This window comes from Streptomyces sp. NPDC051104 (genome assembly GCF_040682835.1).
Classification (GTDB): Bacteria; Actinomycetota; Actinomycetes; order Streptomycetales; family Streptomycetaceae; genus Streptomyces; species Streptomyces cynarae.
In genome coordinates this window covers 220,024-233,454 of sequence record NZ_JBFBBS010000001.1, presented here as the reverse complement: position 1 = coordinate 233,454, position 13,431 = coordinate 220,024, and the positions used below count along the sequence as shown (strand labels likewise).

Annotated in this window: 11 protein-coding genes and 2 tRNA genes; 7 read left to right on the top strand and 6 right to left on the bottom strand. The window is 69.7% G+C overall.

Going from position 1 to position 13,431, the window contains the following annotated elements:
- Positions 1 to 62 precede the first annotated feature (62 nt).
- Entirely contained in the window at positions 63 to 1,160 is a 1,098-nt protein-coding gene (locus AB0N14_RS01175) for a PDZ domain-containing protein (RefSeq protein WP_366023650.1), read from the top strand.
- Between the two features lie 71 nt (positions 1,161 to 1,231).
- Here AB0N14_RS01175 and AB0N14_RS01170 read toward each other — a convergent pair whose 3' ends face one another.
- Positions 1,232 to 1,774, bottom strand: coding sequence for a PPA1309 family protein (locus AB0N14_RS01170; protein ID WP_366023649.1), 543 nt, complete (start codon positions 1,772 to 1,774; stop codon positions 1,232 to 1,234).
- Between the two features lie 153 nt (positions 1,775 to 1,927).
- Between AB0N14_RS01170 and AB0N14_RS01165 the strand changes: the two genes are divergently transcribed.
- The 4 genes from AB0N14_RS01165 to AB0N14_RS01150 all read left to right on the top strand — a co-directional run bounded on the left by AB0N14_RS01165 (position 1,928) and on the right by AB0N14_RS01150 (position 7,358).
- A complete protein-coding gene (locus AB0N14_RS01165; RefSeq protein ID WP_366024228.1) occupies positions 1,928 to 4,912 on the top strand; it encodes a UPF0182 family protein in 2,985 nt (994 codons plus the stop codon).
- 43 nt (positions 4,913 to 4,955) lie between these two features.
- Positions 4,956 to 5,029 (top strand) — tRNA-Met (locus tag AB0N14_RS01160).
- A 229-nt stretch (positions 5,030 to 5,258) separates the two neighbouring features.
- Entirely contained in the window at positions 5,259 to 7,196 is a 1,938-nt protein-coding gene (locus AB0N14_RS01155) for a tetratricopeptide repeat protein (protein ID WP_366023648.1), read from the top strand.
- Positions 7,197 to 7,284: 88 nt separating this feature from the next.
- Positions 7,285 to 7,358, top strand: a tRNA-Met gene (locus tag AB0N14_RS01150).
- A 124-nt stretch (positions 7,359 to 7,482) separates the two neighbouring features.
- Here the strand turns inward: AB0N14_RS01150 and AB0N14_RS01145 are convergent.
- Complete coding sequence (locus AB0N14_RS01145; protein ID WP_200419219.1) at positions 7,483 to 7,899, bottom strand: Fur family transcriptional regulator; 417 nt, start codon at positions 7,897 to 7,899, stop codon at positions 7,483 to 7,485.
- 151 nt (positions 7,900 to 8,050) lie between these two features.
- Here AB0N14_RS01145 and AB0N14_RS01140 point away from each other — a divergent pair, with 151 nt between their 5' ends.
- A complete protein-coding gene (locus tag AB0N14_RS01140; protein ID WP_366023647.1) occupies positions 8,051 to 9,511 on the top strand; it encodes a catalase in 1,461 nt (486 codons plus the stop codon).
- A 126-nt stretch (positions 9,512 to 9,637) separates the two neighbouring features.
- Here AB0N14_RS01140 and AB0N14_RS01135 read toward each other — a convergent pair whose 3' ends face one another.
- Both AB0N14_RS01135 and hisN read right to left on the bottom strand, forming a co-directional pair.
- Positions 9,638 to 10,033: a CBS domain-containing protein gene (locus tag AB0N14_RS01135; protein ID WP_263231972.1), complete on the bottom strand. Its 396-nt coding sequence runs from the start codon at positions 10,031 to 10,033 to the stop codon at positions 9,638 to 9,640.
- 298 nt (positions 10,034 to 10,331) lie between these two features.
- Positions 10,332 to 11,132 (bottom strand): histidinol-phosphatase, encoded by an 801-nt coding sequence (gene hisN, locus AB0N14_RS01130; RefSeq protein WP_366023646.1) that lies wholly within the window; start codon positions 11,130 to 11,132, stop codon positions 10,332 to 10,334.
- 204 nt (positions 11,133 to 11,336) lie between these two features.
- Here hisN and AB0N14_RS01125 point away from each other — a divergent pair, with 204 nt between their 5' ends.
- Entirely contained in the window at positions 11,337 to 11,945 is a 609-nt protein-coding gene (locus tag AB0N14_RS01125; protein ID WP_366023645.1) for a TetR/AcrR family transcriptional regulator, read from the top strand.
- Between the two features lie 48 nt (positions 11,946 to 11,993).
- Here AB0N14_RS01125 and AB0N14_RS01120 read toward each other — a convergent pair whose 3' ends face one another.
- The gene (locus AB0N14_RS01120) at positions 11,994 to 12,317 is read right to left on the bottom strand and encodes a multidrug efflux SMR transporter (protein WP_366023644.1); all 324 of its coding nucleotides are present in this window, start codon (positions 12,315 to 12,317) and stop codon (positions 11,994 to 11,996) included.
- Positions 12,318 to 12,418: 101 nt separating this feature from the next.
- Entirely contained in the window at positions 12,419 to 13,429 is a 1,011-nt protein-coding gene (gene rsgA / locus AB0N14_RS01115; protein WP_366024227.1) for a ribosome small subunit-dependent GTPase A, read from the bottom strand.
- Between the last annotated feature and the right edge of the window lie 2 nt (positions 13,430 to 13,431).

Below are 13,431 nucleotides of genomic sequence, written 5' to 3'. Positions count from 1 at the left end.
CGCCGTGCTCGTACGGACGGCCCTGACGGTCCGCTGACAGCACCGTCCCGTACTGTCGTTCCATGCCACGCCGCACCGCGACGATGCTCGCCTCCACCTTGATGCTGATCGCGCTCCTGTGTGCGGGAGTGTTCATCAAAGTGCCGTACTCGGAGATGTCCCCGGGGCCGACGGTGAACACCCTGGACGACAACGACGGCCAGCCGGTGCTGCAGATCTCCGGGCGCAGGACATACCCGACGACCGGACACCTGAACATGACCACCGTCCGGGTCACCAGCGCCGACTACAACATGAACCTGGTGGAGGCCGTCTACGGCTGGCTGGCGCACGACACCAAGGTGGTTCCGCACGACACGCTCTACCCGGACGGCAAGACCGAACAGCAGTCCACGCAGGAGAACGCCGAGGAGTTCAGCCAGTCCCAGGAGAGCGCCAGGGTCGCCGCCCTGAAGGAGCTGGGTGTCCCGGTGAAGTCCTGGGTGATCGTGTCCACCGTGCTCAAGGGGTCGCCCGCCGAGGGCAAGCTGCACGCCGGAGATGTCATCAAGGCCGTCGACGGCAGTGCCGTGAAGGTGCCCGAGGACGTCGCCAAGCTGGTCACCAAGCACAAGCCCGGCGAGAATGTCGTGTTCACGATCGTGCCCGCCAAGGAGCAGGCCGCCGCCGAGAAGGCGCGCAAGACGGCCACCGCAACCAAGGATGTGACGATCACCACGACGAAGTCCCGCGACACCGGCAGGGAGCGCGCCATCGTCGGGATCTCCGCCGGGACCGATCACACCTTCCCGTTCACCATCGACATCAAGCTCGCCGACGTGGGCGGACCGAGCGCAGGGCTGATGTTCGCGCTCGGGATCTACGACAAGCTCACCCCGGGCAGCCTCACCGGCGGCACGTTCGTCGCCGGCACCGGCACCATCGACGACGACGGCCAGGTCGGGCCGATCGGCGGCGTCGAGATGAAGACCGTCGGCGCGCGCAGCAAGGGCGCCCAGTACTTCCTCACCCCCAAGGACAACTGCGCGGCAGCCGCCAACGACACCCCCGAGGGGCTCACCCTCGTCAAGGTCAACACCATCGGGGACGCCCTGAACGCCCTCAAGGACATCCGCACCGGCAAGACAGCCGATCTGCCGAAGTGCACCACCAAGGGCTGACGAGCAGAGCCTTCACATGAGTGGGGGGCGCCCGGAAACCTCCAGGCGCCCCCCACGTGTACGCGGAGCCCTCAGTCCTCGAACGTCGCCGCCAGTGCCTCCGCCAGGCCCGGCACCAGGTCCGGGCCCGTCAGCACCTCCGTCGGCGAGTCCTTCTCGCGCAGCCGCAGCGCCGACTCCCGCGCGCCGTCCCGCAGCACCGCCACCGTCATCCGCACCTCCTGGCGCTCCGGGTGCTCGGCGACCCACGCGGCCAGCTTCTTCTCACCCAGTCCCTGGGGGACCTGCGACTCCGCGGACGGCGGCAGCATCAGCCGCTCCACCGTGAGCGCACAGCCGGCCACCGCGTCGGGCCAGGCGATGGTGCCGAGGAACTCGTCCAGCGGCCGGTCGGCAGGGATCTCGTCCTGCTCGATCGGGGTGAGACCCGCGGCCTCGGGCTCGACCTCCAGGCCGAGCTGGGTCGCGAGCGCGGGCTCCTCGGTCCGCAGACGCGCGGTGTCGACGAGGGCGAAGAGGCGAGCGGGCTGGTCCCAGCCGAGGCCGGAGGCGTACTCGTCGATCTCGAGCACGGCCCGGGTGAGCGGGTTCGCTGCCATGGGAGTGTTGGACATGGTCACAATCCTGCCTCGTTCCCACCCGGAAGCGGGAACCGAGTAAAGCGCCAGTAAGTTGCATAGGTGAGGCTCCGCGATCGTGGAGCCTCATCCATGGTCCGCGTTCACGGGGGCCTGACGGATCAACTCGGATCAACAGCGAACTTCGAGGTGCGCACCTTGGCTTTCCAGATGCCGGACCGCGGCGGAGGCCCGACGGGGCCACGGATCAGAGTGGGCCGCCCGTCCGGGCGGGCCCGGACCCTGCTCATGACGCTCGGGGTCCTCGCCGTCCTCGGTATGGCGTTCGTCATGTTCGCCGGCTTCTGGACGGACTGGCTCTGGTACCGGTCGGTGAAGTACTCGTCCGTCTTCACCACCACCCTGTGGACCAAGATCGGGCTCTTCTTCGTCTTCGGTCTGCTGATGGCGGCAGCGGTCGGCGTCAACATCTGGCTCGCGCACCGGCTGCGTCCGCCGCTGAGCGCCATGTCCATGGAGCAGCAGAGCCTCGACCGCTACCGGATGGGGATCGCGCCCTACAAGACGTGGCTGCTGCTCGGGATCACCGCCCTGGTGGGGCTGGTCGCGGGCGCGTCGGCGTCCAGCCAGTGGCGGACCTGGCTGATGTGGGTGAACGGCGTGCCCTTCCACCAGAAGGACCCCCAGTTCCACCTGGACGTCTCCTTCTACGCCTTCGACCTGCCCTGGTACCGCTTCCTGCTCGGTTTCGGCTTCGCCGCGACGGTCCTGTCGCTGATCGCCGCCGCGCTGACCCAGTACCTGTACGGCGGGCTGAGGATCACCTCCCCGGGAGCGCGCGCCACGGCCGCCGCCACCGGGCACCTGTCCGTGCTGCTCGGTGTCTTCGTCGCCCTGAAGGCGGTCGCCTACTGGCTCGACCGGTACGGACTCGCGGTCAAGTCCAGCGACTTCAAGGCGACCGGCAACTGGACGGGCCTGAGGTACGTCGACGCGAACGCCTACCTGCCGGCCAAGACGATCCTGTTCTGCATCGCGGTCATCTGCGCGCTGCTGTTCTTCGCCACCCTGTGGCGGCGCACCTGGCAGCTGCCCGTGATCGGCTTCGGCCTGATGGTGCTCTCGGCGATCCTCATCGGCGGGCTGTACCCGGCGATCGTCCAGAAGTTCCAGGTCCAGCCGAACGAGCAGGCCAAGGAGGCGCCGTACGTCGACAAGAACCTCAAGGCGACCCGCGAGGCCTACGGCATCGACGACGCCCAGGTCAGCGAGTACGCCGGGACGAGCAGCACCAAGGACAAGAGCACGCTGCGCGACGACGCGGACGCCACGGCGAGCATCCGCCTGCTGGACCCGAACATCGTCTCGCCGACGTTCCAGCAGCTCCAGCAGATGAAGAACTACTACGCGTTCCCGACCAACCTGGACGTCGACCGGTACACGAAGGACGGCAAGGACCAGGACACGGTCATCGGTCTGCGTGAGCTGAACCTGAACGGCATTCCGAAGAACAACTGGATCAACGACCACTTCCGCTACACTCACGGCTTCGGCGTGGTCGCCGCCAAGGGCACCACCGCCGACGCCAACGGCCAGCCCGTCTTCACCGAGTCCGACCTGCCGTCGACCGGTGACCTCGGGACGTACGAACAGCGGATCTACTACGGCGAGAAGACCTCCACGTACTCGATCGTCGGCGGCCCCCAGAAGGAGATCGACTACTCCGACGACAACGGCGAGAAGACCACCAGCTACCGGGGCAAGAGCGGGGTCAGCCTCTCCAACCCGATCAACCGGGCCGCATACGCGGTGGCGTTCAGCGAGCCGCAGATCCTCTACTCCGGCGCCATAGGCGACGGCTCGCGGATCCTGTACAACCGCACGCCCAAGGAGCGCGTCGAGGCGGTCGCGCCGTGGCTGACCATCGACGGTGACGCCTATCCCGCGGTCGTCGACGGCCGCATCCAGTGGATCGTCGACGCCTACACGACGTCGAACGGCTATCCGTACTCCTCCCGTACGACGTTGGGTGACACGACGGCCGACTCGCTGACGGCGGGCAACACCCAGCGCGCGGTGATGGCCCAGCAGAACCAGGTCAACTACATCCGCAACTCGGTGAAGGCGACCGTCGACGCGTACACGGGCGAGGTCAAGCTCTACCAGTGGGACACCGAGGACCCCGTCCTGAAGACCTGGATGAAGGCGTTCCCGGGCACCGTGGAGCCGCGGAGCGACATCTCGTCGTCGCTGATGTCCCATCTGCGCTATCCGCAGGACCTGTTCAAGGTCCAGCGCGAGCTGCTGACCCGCTACCACGTCAAGGACGCGCAGACGTTCCTCAGCGGCAGCGAGGTCTGGCAGGTGCCCGACGACCCGACGAACAAGACGGGCAACGCGGTGCCGCCGTACTACCTGAGCATGAAGATGCCCGACCAGCAGGCGCAGGCGTTCTCCCTGACGACGACGTTCACGCCGAACGGCCGTGACAACCTGAGTGCCTTCATGGCGGTCGACTCCGAGGCGGGCACCCCCGACTACGGCAAGATCAGAATCCTGAAGCTGCCGACGAGCAGAACGGTCGACGGGCCGAAGCAGGTCCAGAGCCAGTTCAACTCCGAGCAGAGCATCGCCGAGTCGATCAGGCTGCTGAAGGGCGGCGACTCCGACATCGAGTACGGCAACCTGCTGACCGTGCCGCTCGACGGGGGACTGCTGTACGTGGAACCCGTCTACGTCCGCGGCGGCGGGCTCAAGTACCCGCTGCTGCGCAAGGTGTTGGTGACGTACGGCGGCAACACCGCGTTCGAGGACACGCTCGACGAGGCGCTCAACAAGGTCTTCGGCGCACAGGGCCCCACCCCGCCGCCGGGCACCGGGACCGGCAACCCGCCGACGCCCGGCAACCCGACCGTCCAACAGGCGCTCCAGGACGCCCAGAAGGCCTTCGACGCCGGCCAGGAAGCCCTCAAGAAGGGCGACTGGGAAGCGTACGGGCGGGCGCAGAAGGACCTGCAGGACGCGCTGAAGCAGGCCGAGGAGGCCCAGACCAAGGCCGGGAAGACCAGTGGCGGTGGCAGCGGCGGCGCGAGCGGCAGCAGTGCCTCCGCCACTCCCGGCAGCTCGCCCAGTGGTTCGCCCAGTAGTTCGCCGAGCGGTTCCGGCGGGGGCTGAACCGGGGACCCTCCCGCGCCGTGGTACGGTTGAGGAACAACGGCGCGGGGTGGAGCAGCTCGGTAGCTCGCTGGGCTCATAACCCAGAGGTCGCAGGTTCAAATCCTGTCCCCGCTACTGAAGTCGAGGGCCCGGATCCTGATCGTGGATCCGGGCCCTCGGCGTGTGTGCGACACGAGGGGGCGTACGGCGTGACCAGGCGACTTGCCTGAAATGCGGCTACTTGTGGGGGCAGTTGGCCACTTCTGTGTTTGACTTGTCTCTCTGTGGGCATGTCGACAAAACGCTGAAGTGACCTCACTGGCTGCGGTATACCAGGTGTACCCAGGTTGCAGGTGGTGCGACGATGGACGTTATGGGGGACAAGGCAACTCTGTTCGGGACGGGCCGATTTGTGCGGTCCGCCGACCGGCTCGTGGACCGGCCGGCCGAGCAGTCCGCCGACATGTCCGCCCACCGGCTCGCCCACCAGTCCGTCGATCATTCGGCCGATTCCTCCGTCGACCCATCCGTCGACAAGGCCGTCGAGCAGGCCGTCGAGCGGGACGAGGCCGGTGAGGCGGCCGAGGAGGCACGGCAGCGGCTCGCCGCCGAGGCCGGCGACGTCCAGGCGATGAGCGTCCTCGGGGCCATGCTGCTGCGCCGCGGCGATCTCGACGGGGCCGAGCCCCAACTGCGCACCGCCACCGCCGCGGGTGACCGCGCCGCCGCCAACAACCTCGGCGTCCTTCTGCACCAGCGGGGATACGCGGAGGAGGCGGCCGGCTGGTGGCGCATCGCCGCCGTCGCCGGGTCCGCCGCGGCCGCGCACGCGCTCGGGCGGCACCACCGTGAGCGCGGCGACGAGCCGGCGGCCGAGTACTGGCTGCGCCAGGCGGCCGAGCAGGGGCATGTTCTGGGGGCGTACGCGCTCGCCGACCTGCTGGAGCACCGCGGTGACGACAGTGCGGAGCAGTGGATGCGGGCCGCCGCGGAGCGCGGGCACCGTGAGGCCGCGTACCGGTTGGCGAGAACGCTCGACCGCAGGACCCTGTGTGAGCAGGAGGCCGGTGCTGGCAACGGTGTCGAGTCGTCCGCGCTCGAGGAGGCCGAGCAGTGGTACCGGCAGGCCGCTGCGCGCGGGCACCGGCGGGCGGCGCTGCACCTCGGGGCGATCCTGGAGAGGCGGGGCGATCTGAAGGAGGCCGGTCGCTGGTACCTGACCAGCGCGAAGGACGGCGAGGCGCGGGCCGCCTGCGCGCTCGGCTTCCTGCTGCGGGACGCGGGGGACACCGAGAGCGCCGCGGTGTGGTGGCTCAGAGCCGCCCAGGAGGGCGACGGCAACGCGGCGAACGCACTGGGCGCGCTGCACGCCGAGCGTGGAGAGACGCAGACCGCCGAGCGGTGGTACCGGGCGGCGATGGACGCGGGCGACGTCAACGGCGCGTACAACCTGGGGCTGCTCTGTGCCGAGCAGGGGCGGACCGCGCAGGCCGAGCAGTGGTACCGGCGCGCGGCGTACGCCGGGCATCGCGAGGCGGCGAACGCACTCGCCATCCTGCTGCTGCAGGGCGGGGACGCGACGGGGGCGGAACCGTGGTTCTCCAAGGCTGCGGAGGCGGGGAGCGTGGACGCCGCGTTCAACCTGGGGATCCTCTATGCCGGGCGGGGCGACGACGACACGGCCCTTGGATGGTACGAGCGGGCGGCTGCCGCCGGGCACACCGAGGCGGCGCTCCAGGTCGGGATCGCCCGACTGCGTCACGGGGACGAGCAGGCGGCCGAACGGCATCTGCGCTGCGCCGCGGGGGGCGGCAGCGCGGAGGCGGCGTACCGGCTGGCCACGCTCCTGGACGCGCGGCGGCCCCCGGTGCCCGCGCACGAGCTCGGGGAGCCGTCGCATGAGAAGAGCGAGTGCGAGGAGTGGTACGAGCGGGCGGCCTCGCAGGGTCACCGTCGGGCGCAGGTACGGGTCGGGATGCTGGCCGCCGCGCGGGGGGACGTGGTGGAGGCGGCGCGGTGGTACCGGGAGGCGGCGGAGGGCGGGTCGCGGAACGGCGCGTTCAATCTGGGGCTGCTGCTGGCGAGGGAGGGGAGCGAGCCGGAAGCCGCTTTGTGGTGGACCCGGGCGGCCGACGCCGGGCACGGTCGGGCGGCGTTGCGGCTGGCGCTGGTCTACGCGCGTCGGGGGGAGCTGGCGGAGGGGCAGCGGTGGGCCGACCGGGCTGTGTCGCTGGGGCCGGCGGAGGTGGCGGAGCGGGCGGCGCGGTTGCGGGACGCTCTGCGGGAGGAGCTGTCGGCGTGACGGAGAGCGGCTCCGGGCACCGGAGGAGCGGGGCCGCTGAAGCGATTTGCCTCTGTCCGTGTCGTTGACGTAATGTTGCGTTCACCGACGCGGGGTGGAGCAGCTCGGTAGCTCGCTGGGCTCATAACCCAGAGGTCGCAGGTTCAAATCCTGTCCCCGCTACTGAAGGACCGAGGCCGGAAACCCAAATGGGTTCCGGCCTCGGTCTGTTGATGCCTCCATGCGTCCCTTGTGACGCTGTGATGTGTCCCTTGCGCAGGCGGACGCAAAGCCCGGCGAAGCGCCGCTACGCCGCCGCGCAGTTCGGGCACAGGCCGCGGTACGTCACCTCTACGTCCGACACCGTGAAGCCGAAGCGCTCCGAGTCGGGGAGGTCCGCCAGCGGATTGCCCATCGGGTGGACGTCGCGGATCGTGCCGCAGTTGGCGCACACCAGGTGGTGGTGCGGCCGGTGCGCGTTCGGGTCGTACCGCTTGGCGCGCTTGTCCGTGGCGACCTCGAGCACCTCGCCGAGGGACACCAGCTCACCCAGCGTGTTGTAGACGGTTGCCCGGGAGATCTCCGGCAGCTTCGCGACGGCACGCGCGTGCACCTCGTCGGCCGTCAGATGGACGTGCTCGCCGTCGAGGACCTCGGCCACGACGCGCCGCTGCGCGGTCATCCGCCATCCACGTCCGCGCAGCCGCTCCAACAGGTCACTCATACCAACCAGCCTAACAGCAAAGGACCAGTTTCCGAATAGGTGTGACTTTGGATGACTGCTTGACTTGGACTTTGTCCAATGTAGGATCAATTTCGGCACTGGTCGGGTGACCGGGCTGGAAGAAGGCAGTGCAGTGACTCAGGAGGCTGACGTGACGCAGGGACCGCTCACGACGGAAGCCGGTGCTCCGGTGACCGACAACCAGAACAGCGAGACGGCAGGCGTCGGCGGCCCGGTTCTCGTTCAGGACCAGCTCCTGCTGGAGAAGCTCGCCCGCTTCAACCGGGAGCGGATCCCGGAGCGAGTGGTGCACGCCCGTGGCGCGGGTGCCTACGGCACCTTCACGGTCACCGCCGATGTCAGCCCGTACACGCGCGCCGCCTTCCTCTCCGGGATCGGCAAGCAGACCGAGGTCTTCCTGCGCTTCTCGACCGTGGCCGGCAACCTCGGTGCCGCGGACGCCGTCCGCGACCCGCGCGGTTTCGCGCTGAAGTTCTACACCGAAGAGGGCAACTACGACCTCGTCGGCAACAACACCCCGGTGTTCTTCATCAAGGACGCCATCAAGTTCCCCGACTTCATCCACACCCAGAAGCGCGACCCGTATACGGGCAGCCAGGAGGCGGACAACGTCTGGGACTTCTGGAGCCTCAGCCCGGAGAGCACCCACCAGGTGACCTGGCTCTTCGGCGACCGCGGTATCCCGGCGTCCTACCGCCACATGGACGGCTTCGGTTCGCACACCTTCCAGTGGAACAACGAGGCCGGCGAGGTCTTCTGGGTCAAGTACCACTTCAAGACCGACCAGGGGATCAAGAACCTCACCTCCGAGGAGGCCGAGATCCTCGCGGGCAAGGACCCCGACTCCCACCAGCGTGACCTGCGCGAGGCCATCGAGCGGGGCGAGTACCCGACCTGGACCGTCTCCGTCCAGATCATGCCCGCGGCCGAGGCGGCGACCTACCGCTTCAACCCCTTCGACCTGACCAAGGTGTGGCCGCACGGCGACTATCCGCTGGTCGAGATCGGCAAGCTCGAGCTCAACCGCAACCCGGAGAACATCTTCGCCGAGGTCGAGCAGTCGATCTTCAGCCCCGCCCACTTCGTGCCCGGTATCGGTCCCTCCCCGGACAAGATGCTCCAGGGCCGCCTGTTCGCCTACGGCGACGCGCACCGCTACCGCGTCGGCATCAACGCCGACCAGCTGCCGGTGAACCGCCCGCACGCCACCGAGGCGCGCACCCACGGCCGGGACGGTTTCCTGTACGACGGCCGTCACAAGGGCGCCAGGAACTACGAGCCGAACAGCTTCGGCGGCCCGTTCCAGACCGACCGGCCGCTGTGGCAGCCCGTCCCGGTGCAGGGCGCCACGGGCAACCACGAGGCCCCGGTGCACGCCGAGGACAACGACTTCGTGCAGGCGGGCAACCTGTACCGCCTGATGTCCGAGGAGGAGAGGGAGCGCCTGATCGGCAACCTCGCGGACTCCCTCTCGCAGGTCTCGCACGACGACATCGTCGAGCGCGCGATCGACAACTTCCGTCGGGCGGACGGCGACTTCGGCAAGCGCCTGGAGGCCGGGGTGCAGGCCCTGCGCGCCCTTCGCGGCTGAACCGGCGCCGCTCACGCGGACCTGGTTGCCCACAGTCGGGCTCGGTCGGTCGATGGTCGGTCGGTCGATGGTCGCGGTCGAGTGCGGTGCCTGTGCGGATCCTGTCCGTACAGGCACCGTCGTGCATCAGCTCACCGCTGCCGGTCGGCGGGCCGGGGCCCAGCAGCGGATGATGTCGCGGACCGAGACGACGCCCACCGGTTCGTCGTCGTCCAGGACGATCAGATGCCGGAAACCGCCGTGGGCCATGGCCCGCGCGGCCTCCTCGAGGGTCCAGGACGGCGCGGCGAACACGACGTCCATGGTGGTGTGGGCCTGCGCCCGTTCGATGTCCGGGCTCTGGCCCAGGCCGACGGAGTTGAGGATGTCGCGCTCGGTGAGGATGCCGGGGCCGCCGGCGTCCGGGTCGAGGACCACCGCCGCGCCGACCCGGCGGGCGGACATCAGGGCTGCTGCCTGGCGGAGAGTGTGTGCGGGGCCGATGGTGAGGACCACGGTGCTCATGGCGTCGCGGACGAGCATGGGCGGAGCCACCTCCTACGAGTGCGCTGGAGCTACGAGTGCGCTGGACCGAACCCACTCGACCGCACTGGCTCAGGGCTCCGGAACCGTGGGATGCCGCCCGCCGGAAGCGCCCGCCCCAGGCTTCACAAATTCACAAGTGGGTGATGCCCAGGTTCCCAGGCAAAAGGCCGGTCAACAAGAGGGCGCGCGACGTGAGTTCAGGGGCGCTCGCGGTGCACACAAGCATCCCCGTGCACCCCTGGTGTCTCGTACCGGCCGGTAGGGCCAGTGCCGGTCGTTCAGATACCGGCAGGGGCTAGTACCGGTCGTTCAGATAGTCGAGCAGGGTGTCGTGGAGCAGTCCGTTGGACGCGGCCGCGTTGCCGCTGTGCGGGCCCGGGCGGCCGTCGAGGCCCGTGAAGGAGCCGCCGGCCTCGGTCACGATGATCGCGTTCGCCGCCATGTCCCACAGCGACAGCTCCGGCTCGGCGCAGATGTCCACCGATCCCTCCGCGACCATCATGTACGGCCAGAAGTCGCCGTAGCCGCGGGTGCGCCACACCGCGCGCGTCAGGTCGAGGAAGCCGTTCAGCCGGCCCTGCTCCTCCCAGCCGGACAGCGAGGAGTACGCGAAGGACGCGTCCGACAGCCTTGAGACGCGCGAGACGTGCAGCCGCGACGCCGAGGACAGACTGCGCCCGGTGAACGCGCCGTGCCCCTTCGCCGCCCACCAACGGCGGCCCAGCGCGGGTGCCGAGACGACACCGACGACGGGCTGGTAGCCCCCTTCGCCCGCCTCCATCAGCGAGATCAGCGTGGCCCACACCGGCACGCCGCGCACATAGTTCTTGGTGCCGTCGATCGGGTCGATCACCCAGCGGCGCGGACCCGTGCCCTCGACGCCGTACTCCTCGCCGAGGATCGCGTCGCGCGGCCGGGCGCGCTGGAGCTGGCCGCGGATGAGCTCCTCGGCGGCCTTGTCGGCCTCGCTCACGGGTGTCATGTCCGGTTTGGTCTCGACCTTGAGGTCAAGGGCCTTGAACCGGCCCGTGGTCGCGGCGTCGGCCGCGTCCGCGAGCACATGGGCGAGCCGCAGGTCATCGAGATAGTCGGGCATGACCGAACCGTATCTGCCCCTTCGCCGGACCGGCCACACGGGACGCGGGATCTTCCTGGGGCGCCTCCGCGGGCGGCCCCGCGCTGCCGTGCGATCGCGGCGTGTGACGGCCGGTACGCGCCCTTCAATGCGGCCGAGAACCCTTGACACTGTTGGTGCACGCGTCAACCCTGTGCGTCAGAGCCGCTGGTCCCGAGGGAGGCGATGATGCCTGCAGCGCGGGAATCCCTGCTGGACGCCGCCTATACGGCGCTCCTGCGCCGTCCGTGGTCCGCCGTGCGCATGGTGGACGTGGCCGCGGCGGCCGGTGTCTCCCGCCAGACGCTGTACAACGAGTTCGGCAGCAAGGACGGGCTCGCCCGGGCCCTGGTGCGCCGGGAGGCGGACGGGTACCTCGCCGGTGTCGAGAGGGCTCTCGCCGCGCACGGGGACGTCGGCGAGCGACTGGCTTCGGCCGCGGAGTGGACCGTCTCGGCGGCCCGCGAGAACGTCCTCGTCCGTGCCATGCTCACCGGATGCTGGAGCGAGTCGTTGCCGTCGCCGCCGCTCGCGGCCGTGCCGTCCGGCGCCGCCGTACCGGCACAGCGGCGAGCCGACGGGCCACTGCCCTCACCGGCGGATCTTGTGGGCCTGGTCCGTGATCGCGCCGTGGCGGCGGTGACCGTGCCCGGCATGGGCAAGGGCGAGGCTGCGGAGTTGGCCCGTGCCTGTGAGGTGGTCGTCCGGTTGTCGCTGTCGTGTGTGGCGGCTCCGCCGGGGGAGGGTGGGGTCGCGGAACTGGTGCGGGCTGCTCTGCCGCGGCAGGTTCGGTGACGGTGCGCCGCCGGCCCCGCGCCTTTTATAAAGGCGTGCCCCTCAGTCTCAGTGAGCCGAGCCCGAAAGCTGCAAGCCGATCACGCCCACGATCACGAACGAGATCGAGACGATCTTCAGCGTGGACACGAGGTCCCCCAGGAACACCATCCCGTAGATCGCCGTCCCCGCCGCCCCGATCCCCGTCCACACCGCGTACGCCGGACCCACGTCCAGCTTCCTCAAGGACAGCGTGAGGAGACCGAAACTGCCCAGCGCGAAACAGCAGAAGGCGATGGTCGGCCAGAGCCTGGTGAAACCGTGGGAGAGCTTGAGGCAGACGGCGAAACCGGTCTCGAGAAGTCCGGCCACGATGACCAGCAGCCACGCCATGTGTCGTCCTCCCGCGTCCCCACGCCGACTGCTCAGGTCCTGTCGGATCTCGATGCGAGTAAGCCTTTACCTGCGGGTGAGCGACGCAAACACCGGCGAGGTCAGTCGCCCTCCCTGCGTTCCCTTGTGGAGAGCAGCCTGCGCAGGGAGTAGAGCCGGGCCGGATCCGCGTGCCCCTCGGCGACCCACGCGTCGAGCGCGCAGTCCGGTTCGTCGTGGCTGCACGCTCGCGGGCAGCCCTCGGTGCCGGGCTCGAGGTCCGGGAAGGCGTGGATGACGCGGGACGGGTCGATGTGCGCCAGGCCGAACGACCGTAGGCCCGGGGTGTCGACGACCCAGCCGTCCGCCTCCTGCAGCGGCAGCGCCAGCGCCGAGGTCGTGGTGTGCCGGCCGCGGCCCGTGACCGCGTTGACATGCCCGGTCATACGGCGCCGGTCCTCCGGAACCAGCGCGTTGACCAGGGTCGTCTTGCCCACGCCCGAATGCCCGACGAACGCGGTGACCTTGCCGTCGAGGTGCTCGCGCACCCGGTCCGCGGCGTCGCCGGTCTCCAGTTCCTCACGGTTGGTGACGACGTAGGGGATGTCCAGGTCGCCGTACAGCTCCAGGAGCTTCTCGGGCGGGGCGAGGTCCGACTTGGTCAGCACCAGCAGCGGGTCCAGGCCGCCGTCGTAGGCCGCGACCAGGCAGCGGTCGATCAGGCGCGGGCGCGGCTCGGGGTCCGCGAGGGCGGTGACGATGGCCAGCTGGTCGGCGTTGGCGACGACCACGCGCTCGTAGGGATCGTCGTCGTCGGCGGTGCGGCGCAGCACCGACGAGCGCTCCCCGATGCGGACGATCCGCGCGAGAGTGTCCTTCTGGCCGGACAGGTCGCCGACCAGGGCGACGCGGTCACCGACCACCGCGGCCTTGCGGCCCAGTTCACGGGCCTTCATCGCCAGGACCGTACGGCCGTCGACGAGGCAGGTCAGCCGCCCGCGGTCGACGGTGAGGACCATGCCCTCCGCCGCGTCCTCGTGCTTCGGCCGGATGTTCGTACGCGGCCGGTTGCCCCTGCGGTTGGGACGCGTGCGGATGTCGTCCTCGTCGGTGTGCTTGCCGTAGCGGCGCATGG